Source organism: Chryseobacterium elymi (assembly GCF_003385495.1).
Taxonomy (GTDB): Bacteria; Bacteroidota; Bacteroidia; order Flavobacteriales; family Weeksellaceae; genus Chryseobacterium; species Chryseobacterium elymi.
Window position 1 is genome coordinate 1 of sequence record NZ_QNUH01000014.1, and the last position, 13,372, is coordinate 13,372.

11 protein-coding genes and 1 pseudogene are annotated in these 13,372 nt (G+C 38.3%); 5 read left to right on the forward strand and 7 right to left on the reverse strand.

The window, feature by feature from the left end; all coding sequences use genetic code 11:
* Both DRF60_RS21220 and DRF60_RS15295 read left to right on the forward strand, forming a co-directional pair.
* A pseudogene (locus DRF60_RS21220) lies at window positions 1-572 on the forward strand (prolyl-tRNA synthetase); the annotation flags it as partial.
* Between the two features lie 29 nt (window positions 573-601).
* Window positions 602-2,005 carry an OmpP1/FadL family transporter gene (locus DRF60_RS15295; RefSeq protein ID WP_116012873.1) on the forward strand — a complete coding sequence of 468 codons (1,404 nt, stop codon included), beginning with the start codon at window positions 602-604 and terminating at the stop codon, window positions 2,003-2,005.
* A 75-nt stretch (window positions 2,006-2,080) separates the two neighbouring features.
* Here DRF60_RS15295 and DRF60_RS15300 read toward each other — a convergent pair whose 3' ends face one another.
* Both DRF60_RS15300 and DRF60_RS15305 read right to left on the reverse strand, forming a co-directional pair.
* Window positions 2,081-2,806: a ZIP family metal transporter gene (locus DRF60_RS15300; RefSeq protein ID WP_116012931.1), complete on the reverse strand. Its 726-nt coding sequence runs from the start codon at window positions 2,804-2,806 to the stop codon at window positions 2,081-2,083.
* Complete coding sequence (locus DRF60_RS15305; RefSeq protein WP_116012874.1) at window positions 2,806-3,534, reverse strand: class I SAM-dependent DNA methyltransferase; 729 nt, start codon at window positions 3,532-3,534, stop codon at window positions 2,806-2,808. The genes DRF60_RS15300 and DRF60_RS15305 overlap by 1 nt, the downstream gene beginning before the upstream one ends.
* 135 nt (window positions 3,535-3,669) lie before the next feature.
* Between DRF60_RS15305 and DRF60_RS15310 the strand changes: the two genes are divergently transcribed.
* The gene (locus tag DRF60_RS15310) at window positions 3,670-4,833 is read left to right on the forward strand and encodes a THUMP domain-containing class I SAM-dependent RNA methyltransferase (protein WP_116012875.1); all 1,164 of its coding nucleotides are present in this window, start codon (window positions 3,670-3,672) and stop codon (window positions 4,831-4,833) included.
* A 211-nt stretch (window positions 4,834-5,044) separates the two neighbouring features.
* On the opposite strand, the gene DRF60_RS15315 is transcribed toward DRF60_RS15310, so the two are convergent.
* Complete coding sequence (locus DRF60_RS15315; RefSeq protein WP_116012876.1) at window positions 5,045-5,851, reverse strand: helix-turn-helix domain-containing protein; 807 nt, start codon at window positions 5,849-5,851, stop codon at window positions 5,045-5,047.
* Window positions 5,852-5,890: 39 nt separating this feature from the next.
* Complete coding sequence (locus DRF60_RS15320; RefSeq protein WP_116012877.1) at window positions 5,891-6,904, reverse strand: SDR family NAD(P)-dependent oxidoreductase; 1,014 nt, start codon at window positions 6,902-6,904, stop codon at window positions 5,891-5,893.
* A gap of 194 nt (window positions 6,905-7,098) precedes the next feature.
* Here DRF60_RS15320 and DRF60_RS15325 point away from each other — a divergent pair, with 194 nt between their 5' ends.
* Window positions 7,099-8,103 carry a glycosyltransferase gene (locus tag DRF60_RS15325; RefSeq protein ID WP_116012878.1) on the forward strand — a complete coding sequence of 335 codons (1,005 nt, stop codon included), beginning with the start codon at window positions 7,099-7,101 and terminating at the stop codon, window positions 8,101-8,103.
* A 50-nt stretch (window positions 8,104-8,153) separates the two neighbouring features.
* Here DRF60_RS15325 and DRF60_RS15330 read toward each other — a convergent pair whose 3' ends face one another.
* A complete protein-coding gene (locus tag DRF60_RS15330; RefSeq protein WP_116012879.1) occupies window positions 8,154-9,380 on the reverse strand; it encodes an aminotransferase class I/II-fold pyridoxal phosphate-dependent enzyme in 1,227 nt (408 codons plus the stop codon).
* Between the two features lie 159 nt (window positions 9,381-9,539).
* Here DRF60_RS15330 and DRF60_RS15335 point away from each other — a divergent pair, with 159 nt between their 5' ends.
* Window positions 9,540-9,998 carry an Lrp/AsnC family transcriptional regulator gene (locus tag DRF60_RS15335; protein WP_116012932.1) on the forward strand — a complete coding sequence of 153 codons (459 nt, stop codon included), beginning with the start codon at window positions 9,540-9,542 and terminating at the stop codon, window positions 9,996-9,998.
* 1 nt (window position 9,999) lies between these two features.
* Here the strand turns inward: DRF60_RS15335 and DRF60_RS15340 are convergent, their stop codons facing one another.
* Window positions 10,000-11,025, reverse strand: coding sequence for a bestrophin family protein (locus tag DRF60_RS15340; protein ID WP_116012880.1), 1,026 nt, complete (start codon window positions 11,023-11,025; stop codon window positions 10,000-10,002).
* A 215-nt stretch (window positions 11,026-11,240) separates the two neighbouring features.
* Window positions 11,241-13,313 (reverse strand): alpha-ketoacid dehydrogenase subunit alpha/beta, encoded by a 2,073-nt coding sequence (locus DRF60_RS15345; RefSeq protein ID WP_116012881.1) that lies wholly within the window; start codon window positions 13,311-13,313, stop codon window positions 11,241-11,243.
* Window positions 13,314-13,372 lie beyond the last annotated feature (59 nt).

The window sequence follows — 13,372 nt, forward strand, 5'->3', positions numbered from 1 at the left end:
GGGGAAGCCCTTACTGGGGATATGGATATTCTCCTTATTGGGGAGGATATTATGATCCGTTCTGGGGTGGTGGTTACGGTTATCCATATTGGGGCTGGAATGGCGGCTATTGGGGTAATGGCTACAGGCCGGTTTACAGAAGAAGCAGTGGTGGTGGATTCAGCAATCCAGGCATAACCAATGCAGTATACAAGACTAATACATATAGAGGCGGTTTCAGAAACAATGGAAACGGCTTCCGAAATACACCAACCAATAATGGTTTCCGAAACGGCAGTACGAACAGTGGTTTTAGAAACAACGGTTCATATAACAACGGAGGATTCAGACAAGGAAATGGTGGTTACAGAACACAGCCACAATCAGGAGGATTCCGTAATTCAAATTCTCAAAGACCTAATTCAAATTCTCAGCCTAATTACAATAATAACAATGGAGGCTTCAGGTCCAATGACAACGGAGGTTTCAGATCAAGCGGAGGTTCTTCAGGAGGAGGCTTTAGAGGTGGCTCTTCTGGCGGCGGTGGTATGAGATCAGGCGGCGGAGGCGGCGGCTTCAGAGGTGGAAGATAATTTCAAACTTAATAACTATTAAAAAAATAATGTTAAAAAAATCTTTAGTATTAATGAGTGTTTCTGCTGCGTTTTTTGCACAGGCACAGGATGTTTCTATATTGAGAAATACTGTAGATGTTTATTCCAGCACTCCCATGGTGGGTTCGTCAAAATTTAATGCAATGGCGGGAGCTAACGGAGCATTAGGAGGTGACGCCAGCTCACTGCTTACTAACCCTGCCGGTTTAGGAGTAGCAATTTCCGGGGAAGTTTCCGGAACGGTATCCATTGCAGGAAATAAAAATAAAAGCAGCTGGGGAGGAACTTCCATTGATTACAGCAAAACCAATACGGATCTTGGAAATATCGGAGGGGTAATTGCTTTTCCTTTGATGACTGAATCAGGATGGAAGTTTATCAATATTGGTATTAATTTTTCTAATCAGTCACTTGATAATTACGTAGAATCTCCCGGAAGCAGTAATGTAATCAAGGATTTTACGGATAAAAGTGCCTCGTTTGCAGGACATGCATACAACAGATACGGGAACCTTTCAAAAACGAGTTTTGGGGTAGGTGCCAATTATAATCATAATCTATACATAGGAGCTGGATTCAATTTTTTCAATGCTTCTATTGATCAATATGATACGGCAGCTTTCCAGTCATTGGATAACGGTTCCATGGAATATTTCGACAGACAAAACACACCGATGTTTGAAAGATCTTCAGGGTTTTCTGCTTCTTTAGGGATGATCGGAAAGCTTAGTCCTAACTTCAGAATTGGTGGTGCCATAGAAACTCCGACATTCTGGCGTATAGACAGAAGTTATAGTTTCTATAATGACCCGGACTACGGTGATGGTACCGGAGCCGAATCAAGAGACCTTACAACGCCGCTTAAAGCGACAGTAAGTGCTGCATTTGTTGCAAGTAAAAACTTTTCATTAAACGTAGATTATACTTTAGGATTAACAAGACCCAAATATAAAGTGGTTACAGGTGCTGAAAGCGAATTGAACAGTTTCTTTAAAGACAATTATAAGAACCTTTCAGAAGTAAGAGTAGGTGCAGAGTACAGAGTAAAGCAGTTCAGATTAAGAGGAGGTTATTCTTACACATCCAATCCTTTTGATGCTTTAACAGTAAGCCAGGTAAATCCGGATGCTTCTACAACTGATAAATCATATAGTGATATGATGCTTAATAACAGAAACCTTGCTTCATTCGGTCTAGGCTATGATTTCAAGTCATTCTATATAGATGCATCTTATCAGTATGTAACTTCTACTTACAGCAATCCTTTCTTGAGAGGTATTGAAACAGGAAATCCTTCTACTGATACAGCTTATTATTCTGATACAAGAATTATGTCATCAGACTATTTTGCCGTTTCAGAAGTAAAAAATAGCAGGAATAACTTCTTTATTACATTCGGCTGGAAGTTCTAATTCCAGATTGTGTAATGAGTGATTAAATTGAAGGCTCCGGATTTAATTCGGGGCTTTTTTATTATTAATAAAGGATTAATGAGAATGTCCGGCAGCCGGATGATGGTGAAAAAGATGCATGATCAGAGCTAGTGAAACACCAATAATGACCAAGCCGATCTTCATCCAGTCGATGTTGTGATTCTTATTGCTCTCAAAAATGATCACGGACGAAATATGAAGGAAAATTCCTCCTACAATTGCCAGGAAATAGGGCTGCAGGTTAGGATTGAAATAATTACCAAGAAGCATTCCCATTGGAGAAGCAAGCGCAAATAAGGCAACGATTAAAATTGAAGGATATGGCGAAGTCTTTAATTCATTTTTTCTGTTGAATAAAAAGGCTCCAAGAATAAAGGAAATAGGAAGATTGTGAAACAGAATTCCCAGAAGATAAGGTGAGAGCTGATGCTCATCATTAGCCAAAGGAATTCCTTCTATAAAAGCATGTATAAATAGTCCTACCATCAAAGCTACAGGAAGAATATTATGTTCATTATGATGGTGAAAATGCCCGTGTTCGAAACCTTTCGTCAAAGCTTCCAGGATCATCTGAAGCAAGACGCCTGCGATTACGAAAATTCCGAGACTGCTTCCTGCTTCGGAAGTATATACCTGCGGAAAAACTTCATTCAGGCAGATAGTGATCAGGAATCCGGCACTCAGGACCAGCAGGTTTTTAGCCAGCTTTTCTTTTTTTCCGAAATGCTTGCCCAGAAATACCCCTGTAATAACGCTTAATATCAGTAGAACAACTGTTATCATGCCTTTTTCTTAAATAAATTGATGCAACGTGGTGAAACTTCACGGTCAAATTCATTCAGCTGGTAATCGCCCCAGATCTTTACTCTTTCAAAGCCGCAGTCTGTTGCATAGGAATTGATAGCCTCCAGAGTATGAAGCTTTACTTTTTCAAAGAAATGGAAAGACTTTCCTTCCGCTTCAAAACGGATGTCTTTGACGATATGCCGTCCTTCAATTTTTTTCAGGATCTTAAAATCAATATTACCACGGCTAATGGTAGCCTCGGGAATTAAGTTTTTTCTTACGTATTCTTCATTCAGATAATCCAGAACAAAATACCCTCCCGGTTTTAAAATACCATAAACCGACTGGAAAACTTTTTTGTCATCGCTTTCATTGTCAAAATATCCGAAGCTGGTAAATAAATTGAATACAGCATCCATAGGATCTGCATCAATTGGGTTCCGCATGTCATGAACATTGAAAAGAAGGGACTGGGTTTCAAACTGCTTATCAAATTCAATGCTTTGTCTGGAAAGGTCAAGACCCAATACATCATAGCCCAGTTTATTCAGAAAAACAGAGTGTCTTCCTTTTCCACAAGCCAGATCAATAATCTTGGATGAAGGCGGTAACTGAAGGTCCTCAGTAAGCTTTGTAATGAAATTTTCGGCCTCCGTATAGTCCCTGTTGCTATAAAGAAGATGATAATAAGGTGTATCAAACCAAGATTCAAACCATTCCATAATGCAAAAATAACTAAATTTGTGCGGTTAAAAGCAAAGTATTTAAATAATGAAAGATCAAAAGATTCAATTAACAGCAAAATTGAACCCGTAATCTTTTCATTGTTAAATCATTAAATCTTTTAATAAATATTTATGGACACAGAAAATCTAAAGATTCAGATAAAGACATTCTTCGGTCTGGAGCAGATCCTTGCAGAAGAAATTAAGAAATTAGGCGGAAAAAACGTTGAAATTAAAAACCGTGCGGTCAATTGTGAAGGCGACCTCGGTTTTCTTTATAAAATTAACTACTCGGCAAGAACAGCATTGAAAATTTTAATTCCTGTTTTTGAATTTAAAGCATTTAATCAGCATCAGTTTTACAATAAGCTTTCTGCGATTGCGTGGGAAGAATATATGGATGTAGATCAGTCTTTCGCGATTGATTCTACTGTAAATTCGGAAACATTCAAGCATTCGCAGTTCGTGACTTTAAAAATGAAGGACGCTATTGTAGATTATTTTCAGGAAAAATTCAAAAGACGTCCTGATGTAGAGACGAAAAGCCCTGATATCAAGTTTCATCTGCATATTGACAGAGAATTGGTGACAATTTCTTTAGATTCTTCCGGAGATCCTTTATTTAAAAGAGGTTACAGAAAAGAACAGGGTGAAGCACCTATCAATGAAGTACTGGCAAGCGGAATGCTTCAGTTGGCAGGCTGGGATGGAAAAGGAAACTTTTTGGACCCGATGTGTGGTTCAGGAACCCTTCTTGTTGAAGCGGCAATGATTGCAATGGATCTTCCCGCTCAGATTTTCAGAAGGAGATTTGCGTTCCAGAACTGGGCCAATTATGATGCAGATCTTTTTGCGAAGATTAAAGAGGTAAGAGTAAACAGAGTAAGAGAATTTACCGGAAAGATTGTTGGTTATGATATCGATAACAGAATGCTGAATGCGGCCAGAACAAATATTGAAGCAGCAGAAATGGAAGATGTGATTGAAGTGAAAAAACAGGATTTCTTTGAGTCCAAAAAAGAGCTTTTCCCATTGCTGATGGTTTTCAATCCGCCTTACGATGAGAGAATTGCTATTAATGATGATGATTTCTACAAGAAAATCGGAGATACATTCAAAACAAGCTATCCGAATACTTTAGCCTGGCTGATCTCTTCCGACCTGGAAGCGGTGAAGAAAATCGGTCTACGTCCTTCAAGGAAGATCAAGCTTTTCAACGGAAAGCTGGAAACAAGATTCCTTCAGTATGAAATGTACGAGGGCACGAAAAAATTGCATAAGATTGAAAAAGATTAATCACTCCAAATAAAACCTTCCCATTACGGAAGGTTTTTTGTTATGTGAATATTTTTAATTTCCCTTTACTCCTTTGAAAAGATAGCTTAATCGAATCAACGAAGTTGATTCCTTCTTTGCTTTCTCAAATCTGAAATAATGCTAATCATCTTTGCGTAAAATTTATGCCCGCAGATTTAGCTGATTGTGCAGATCTTTATATTTTAATTAATCAGGTTAATGCAGACGGCACCAGTCCATACTGCTTTTTGAAGGCATAAGAGAAATGGGAAAGATCTTCAAAACCGACTTCCAAAAATACATCCGAAGGTCTTTTATGTTTTTCTTTTAAATGATAATAAGCCAGCTCGAGGCGTTTTTGGGTAAGCCACCGCTGAGGCGTAGTCTGAAAAATCTTCCTGAAATCCCTGTTGAAAGTGGACAGGCTTCTTCCTGTCAGATAGCCAAATTTTTCCAAAGGCATATTGAACATATAATTCTGTTCCATAAACCCAGCCAGATCAATTTTTCCCGGTTCTTCAAAGTCGTTAAGGACAGTATCTATATCTTTATCAATTTCCCTTAAAATACTGATAGCTTCAGTAATTTTCAATGAGGCAATATTTTCCGGAAAAGTCCCTTCCATCTCGAAATAAGGAATGAGGGAAGCCAGACAGCTTTTTAATAAAGGATGACTTTGGAAACTGTAAATTTTAGATTCCCGGCAGATGGTTTTATGTCCTGATTCAACGGAAGCATAAAACTGTTTCAGTCTTTCTGTGGTGAGATGCATCACTACAGCTTTATGAGGAAGCCCGTCTTTAGGATAATTAATGATCGTTGCGAGATGATTTCGAGGAATCAGAAAAATATCTCCTGTTTTGAACAGATATGTTTTATCAGCCTGGATAATCTTTGTTTCCCCCGATATAAACCAGACCAGCATATGGAATTCAAAAACAGTTTCTGTTTTGAAGAGCTTATCATCATATGTGGAAAGCTTGATATCCGGGGTAATATATTGTATCTGGAAATCCATGATCTGTAGTTTATGAGTACAAATGTATTTAAAAAGAGGTTATTCCGTATCGAATTTGAAGCCCAGCATTTCTTCGCTTAATTTCCATAACCTTTCTGCATTCTCCCTGTCAATAGAATAAGGCTGCACACCACGGATTGTTGCCGGCTCATCATATCTATGTTCTATCTGTCCAAAATCAATTTCAGCGATATCACAATTTTCACAATAAACTCCTCCGATATTTTGAAGCATAGGGCTTGTTGCACACCAAACGGTTGTAGCAGCACCTTGTGGAATTGTTTTTAATCTGGCTTCAACTTCAGGCTTTATTTTTCCGTCCTTGTCATGAGTTCCCATTTGAATATAAAGATCAATGGGCTCTTCTCTTCCCAGCTCTGTACCATAAACAGAACCCGGATGCAATGAATAGGCTCTGATATTGAACTTTTTTCCTCTTTCATCTAATGCCGTGGCCAATAAATTACAGGCTGTCTTCGACTGTCCATATCCCAACAGGGTCTGGTATTCTCTTTTCTCAAAATTCGGATCTTCAAAATCAAACGGAGCCATCTGGTGGCCGTAAGAAGAGACACTCAGAACCCGGGCACCATTTGATTTCTTCAAAGCCGGCCAAAGCCTTGCTGTTAAATGAAATTGTCCAAGATAATTGGTTGCCAGTTGAGATTCAATACCTCTGTGGTCTCTTCGGAGAGGAACCCACATAATTCCGGCATTATTAATCAGCAAGTCAAGCTTTCTTCCGGATGCTAAAAATTTTTGGCTGAAGTTATCGACAGACACAGGGTCCATCAGGTCCATCTTTTCCAGTTCGATATTTTTAATGCCTGTAAGGTTCTTGGCTGCTTTTTCAATATCCCTTGCAGGGATAATGACCTTTACTCCGGCAGAAGCAAGCACTTTTGTGGTTTCAAGGCCAATTCCTGCATAGCCGCCGGTGATCACTGCTGTTTTTCCGGTAAGATCTATTCCTTTAATGACTTCCTGTGCTGTAGATTCTGCATTAAAACCTGATTGGACAGGGTGCTGTAGTGGATTGGTTTTCTGTAACATTTTTTTGTTTTTAAATTCTATAACAAAGGTATAGGCCGCTGTTCATATAGATTTTGTTTAAAATGTCAAATTATTGTGTTGAAAGTTTCAACGCCATTCTTTTATATGTTTATTTAAAAGTTAATTTCTTTGAATAAGCTGTTAAACTGTTTGTAGATTCCTCAGCGAATAAGTAATTTTGAAAAATTTTCAATTTGAGACCTACCATTTCCATTGTCGTTGCCATTTTTAACCGAAGAGACGAACTTTTTGAACTGCTGAATTCTTTGACTTTTCAGACGGATAAAGAGTTTGAAGTGATTATTGTGGACGATGGTTCTTTTATTGATCTTAAGCCGACCATTCAGAATTTTGATGGAATATTGGATGTCAGATACTTCAGAAAGGAGAATTCCGGTCCCGGACTTACCAGAAATTATGGCGCAAAAAGAGCACAGAATGACTGGCTACTTTTTGTAGACAGTGATGTGATTGTAGAAAAGGACTATATCGAAAATATTAAAAAAGATATAGAGACCATTTCATGTGATGCGTTCGGAGGAGCAGACAAAGCTCATAAAGGTTTTAATCTGATGCAGAAAGCCATTTCCTATTCTATGACCTCGGTTTTTACGACAGGAGGAATCAGAGGGAATAAAAAGGCTGTCTCAAGATTCCAGCCAAGAAGCTTTAATATGGGAGTAAAGAAAGATGTTTTCGAAAAAATAGGAGGTTTTTCCGAGATGAGGATAGGCGAAGATCCGGATCTGTCCATGACGCTTTGGGAAAACGGTTTCACTACTGCATTCTTTGATGATATTGCGGTGTATCATAAGAGGAGAGTGGATCTGGGTAAATTTTCTAAACAGGTCTATCAGTTTGGTTGTGCAAGACCTATTCTTAATCAGAGGCACCCCAATTATGTGAAGATTTCATTTGCATTTCCTACACTGTTTATGTTAGGATATATTTTAGGCTTTATAGAATATTTTATTCTGGGAAGAGGGATTATCCTTGCGTTTTACGGATTGTATACATTCCTTGTATTTTTCCATGCCATGTTTGTAACGAAGAATATAAGTATTGCCGGAATGGCGGTAATTTCCACCTACATTCAGATGTTTTCCTACGGATACGGTTTTCTTAAATCATGGGTGCTCCTGAATATTTTCAGAATGAAGCCGGAAGATGCTTTCCCAAAACATTTCCATAAAAAATAGATTAAAAAATAAAAGCTGCCAGAACCTCCGGCAGCTTTTATAACAATAAATTAGGATATGAATAGGTTTTCATGGTTGAGAACGCCTGTTTTCAGCATGCACTGCCGCATTTTTTCATAAGTTCTGGCGATATCGTGATCCAATCCGATCGAAAACCTGATCAGCCCGTCCGATATGCCCATTGCTTCACGCTCTTCTTCAGGAATCTCCGATGAAGTTGAACTTCCCGAGCATGAAAATAAAGTTTTGTAGAATCCTAAGCTTACAGCCAGATACCCCAGATTTTCCTGCTGCATCATTTCCATCAGCTCATTGGCTTTGTCGGTGGTGCCAGCATCTACCGTCAGCAATCCTCCGAATCCGTATTCCTCGTACATCATACTTTTCATCAGTTCATGATCCTTATGGGATTTTAAACCCGGATAAGATACTTTCAGCCCGTCTTTTTCAAATCTTTCCGCAAGATACATTGCATTGTGGCTATGCTGCTTCATTCTGATGTGAAGTGTTCTCAGGTTTTTCAGGATGCTGGCAGAGCGGAAGCTGTCCATGGTAGGTCCTAATAACATACACGCTCCGTTGTTTACATTTTTCGTATCATTAATAAATTCCTGTGTTCCGCAGTATACACCGCCTACCGTATCGCTGCTTCCATTAATGAATTTGGTTAAACTATGAATTACGATATCTGCACCTAATAATGTAGGTGAAACAGAAAGAGGGGAGAATGTATTGTCTACGATCAGTTTCAGATTATGTTTTTTACAGATTTCTGAAAGTTTTCTAAGGTCTGCTACCTCAAGTAAAGGATTACTCACACTTTCGCAGTAAATAACTTTAGTATTGGGAGTTATAGCATTCTCTATAGATTCAAAATTGCTGATGTCTACAAAAGTAGTATCAATATGGAAAGGTGGAAGGAAATTTTTAAGAAAAGCATAAGTTCCGCCGTAAATCGTTCTGCTGGAAATAATATGGTCTCCGCTTTTACAGACCTGCATTAATACAGAAGTGATAGCTCCCATTCCAGATGCCGTAACGTTAGCTGCCTCGGTATTTTCCATTTTAGCCAGTGCCTGCGCAAGATATAGATTCATCGGGGATGAATGTCTGGAATATAAATAACATCCTTCAGCATTTCCCTCAAAGGTATCAAACATGGTTTTTGCCGAAAGGAATGTATAAGTAGAGCTGTCAGAAATTGATGGATTTACTCCTCCGAATTCACCAAAATACTGTAGATCCTGGATCTCATTGGCCGCATTAAAATTTTCCATAAGCTTTAGATTTTATTTGTCGGCTTAAATATGCTCTGTTTTCAGATTTATTACAAGGTATATTTAAATATGTAGAATATAAATCTATCATTTATGCTTTGAATAGAAAATATGTTTATTATATTTGAATTTATTAAACTTTTTCCAAAAAATTATCTTATGAATTTTGATGAAACGGATAAAAAACTACTCCTTTTACTTCAGGAAGACTGCAAACAGACCACCAAAGAGCTGTCTTACAAGCTCAATTTGTCTGTAACGGCTGTTTATGAGCGCATAAAAAAGCTTGAAAATCTAGGCGTGATCTTAAAATATGTAGCACTGCTGGACCGGCATAAAGTAAACCGTGATTTTATTGTGTTATGCCATGTAAAATTAACCCAGCACAAAAAAGAATTTGTGTTGCAGTTTGAAAGAGAAGTCATGAACCTGCAGGAAGTCACGGAATGTTTTCATGTAAGCGGCGATTATGATTATATCCTTAAAATAGGTGTAAAAGACATGGAGGATTACCGCAATTTCATGCTTAGCAAATTAACGACACTTCAGCATATAGCAAGCACTCACAGCTCTTTTATGATCTCTGAAGTGAAAAATACAACGGCTATTGTTCTGTAATTTATACGAGGACTCCGTTCTTTGGAGTAATAGGTTCAGGAAGATCATCATGCTCTCCGATCATTTGAAGTACATCTATCTCAATGGACCGACATATAGAAAGCATCGGGATATCAAACATTAGCCCTGCAAATGGGTTTTCTGAATAATCCCCAACTAATTCCATAATAATATAAACCCAGCCTATAACTACACAGAAAGGAATACATGTCCAGAGTCCCCAAACACCTAATCTGTCAAATTCGTTAACGAGACCCAATGGAAGAAGTATAATAAAAATAATAATAAGAATGAAACCTGTATTGGCAAATTGTCTGGGTGATGGGAACTTTTTTATTCTCTCAGCTTTCCCCTGATGATCATAGAATTCATTGAGACAGGTTTGAAGCTGCATCTGATTAAAATCGGAGATGAAATTGTTGTTCTTTAAGTCGTTAATCTCTTTTGCCTGTTTGGAAATTAGATACGTTGCAAAATTTTTATATTCTGAATGTAAATTAAATTCTTCTTCAGATAGATATTTTCTTTGAAAAAGTGAAGTTCTGCTATAATCTGGGAATCCTGCTTTTATTAGCCTGTGACGTTTTTGATTGACAGTTCCGAAATGTCTGCTTAAGCTTATGTGCTCCCATTCTGTAGGAACTAATAGCTGTTCACGAAAAGTGTAAAGCCATGCAATGTGACGATAAATAATTTCCTTTCTTTTTGTTTCAAGACTATCTGAGTCTTCATTTTGATCCCTAAAAGCATACATCATTGAGGTAAATGACCTGCTTGAATTGACAATACCTCCCCATATTTTTCTGGCTTCCCAAAGTCTATCATAAGCCTGATTATTTTTAAAACCAACAAAAAAGGCAACTGCGGTACCTACTAAAGCTACAGGAATCCACGGAATAACCATCCACTCCCAATCGAAAAAATAGAAAAGTGCGACCACTAAGGTACACCAAGCCGTAAGCCATATAAGATGAACCCCAGCGAGGTGTAGAACCTGTTTATAATTAAAATACTTTGTTGTGATCATAGAAAAGGTGTTTTACGGAAAGTTTTTAGCAAAATAAATACCAAGTTGTAAGAGGGCGGCACGGTGTTTATTTATTAATATACAACATAACTTATTGGATTTAGAGTTTTTTTTATTTTTATTCCTGAATTAATAAATATATTATAGGATAATAGCATTAATGTTAATAAAAAAAACCTCTAAAAATTAGAGATTTCATATAAATAATAAAGCTGTTAATATTTCAGCATTTCTTCAATCTTTTTACCGAGCTTTTCAGCATTCGGAAGCATTTCTTTTTCCAGTACCAAATTGATAGGAACTGCCGGAACATCAAGAGATCCCAGTGTTTCCACAGGAGCATCCAGATACTTGAAGCAGTTTTTGGAGATACGGTGTGCAAATGCTTCGGCAAATGAATTGTTCAATTGTTCTTCGGTAAGAACAATACATTTTCCGTGTGCTTTTACCCTTTCAAAAACAAGCTCTTCATCCAGAGGAATTATAGTTCTCAGGTCGATGACTTCAATCCTTCCTTCAAAATTCTTCACAGCTTCTTTTGCCCAGTAGATTCCCATTCCATAGGTTACAACCAATAAAGTTCTGCCTTTTTCAGTTTCATTCCGGTCTGCTTCAATGATTACTTTACCTTTTCCGAAAGGAAGGATATAGTCTTCTGAAGGCTCAATGGTTTTAGCATCTTCGGTTCCGGGAACTTTGCTCCAGTATAAACCTTTATGCTCCAGCATGATCACAGCATTTGGATCGTAATAAGCAGCTTTTAGCAAACCTTTGAAATCGGCTGCGTTGCTAGGATAAGCAATTTTAATTCCTTTAATATTGGCTAAAATACTTTCAACACTTCCGCTGTGGTATGGTCCGCCGCCTCCGTATGCACCGATAGGTACACGGATAATATTGCTTACAGGAAATTTTCCCTGACTTAAATAGTTTGATTTTGAAATCTCAGTAATCAATTGGTTGATTCCCGGATAAATATAATCGGCAAACTGAACTTCTACGATGGGCTTTAATCCTACTGCGCTCATTCCTGCAGTTGATCCTATGATATAGGCCTCCTGAATAGCTGTATTAAATACCCTTTTGCTTCCGAATTTTTTTCCTAAAGTCACCGTCTCTCTGAAAACGCCTCCAATTCTTTCTCCTACATCCTGTCCGTAAAGAAGAGCTTCGGGATGTTTCCACATCAGCTCCTGAACAGCATGGATTGCAGCATCTACCATAACAATTTTCTCACCGCCTTCAGGCTCGCGGGTTCCAGTTTCTTCAGTAATTGGAGTGGGAGCGAAAACATGTTGCATAACCGTTTCCGGTTTTGGATCTTCTGCGTTTTTAGCTCTTTCAAAAGCCTCTTCAGCTTCCAGACGGGCTTTTTTAGTGATCTGCTTTAAGAGATCTTCATCAACTCCTGCTTCAAGAAGCTGTTTTCTAAGGATCTCGCCCGGATCTTTAGCTCTATGCTTAGTTAAATCTTCTTCGTCTCTGTAAAATTCTCTTCGTACTCCGGAAGTATGGTGACCGATAAGAACTGTTTTAGCGCAAACTACTAAAGGTTTTCTTTCAGTTCTTACAAAATCTACAGCCTTCTTCATAGCTTCGAAGCTTTCCACAAAATCAGTTCCGTCCACACGCATTCTGCCAAGACCTGTGAAACCGGCTACGAAATCGTAAGCGTCACATGTTCTTGCTTCCTCTTTGGTTACAGAAATTCCCCATTCATTATCCTGTACGAGGAATATGATAGGAAGCTGATGAAGGGCGGCAAACTGTAAAGCTTCACTTACTTCGCCTTCCGTTACCGAATTATCTCCCAGGCTGCAGATTACAACCGGATTGTTCTCGAAGCTCTGTAAATTGAATTCCTGAATATATTTTATTCCCTGCGCGACACCTGTAGTAGGAATAGTCTGCATTCCTGTTGCTGAGCTCTGGTGAATGATCTTGGGTTTGTTTTCGTCTCTGCTTGATGGATGGGAGTAGTATGATCTTCCTCCGGAAAATGGATCTTCTGCTTTGGCCAGAAGCTGCAGCATTAATTGGTACGGCTCAAAACCGAGTCCTAAAAGAATGCTTTCATCACGGTAATAAGGAGATACCCAGTCTTCTTTTTTTAACTGATAAGCTGTTGCCAACTGGATGGCTTCATGACCTCTTGAAGTGCTATGAACATATTTGCAGATATTTCTGTTTTCCTCATAGATATCCGCCATTGCCTTAGCAAGCATCATATGATTGTATGCTTTAAGCAGAATATCCTGAGAAACCTTTTCGTGAAGTGTATTTTCCATAGGAAGCAAATATACATAAAAAAACAAAATACTAACAAGCGTTAGTATTTTGTGAGAAT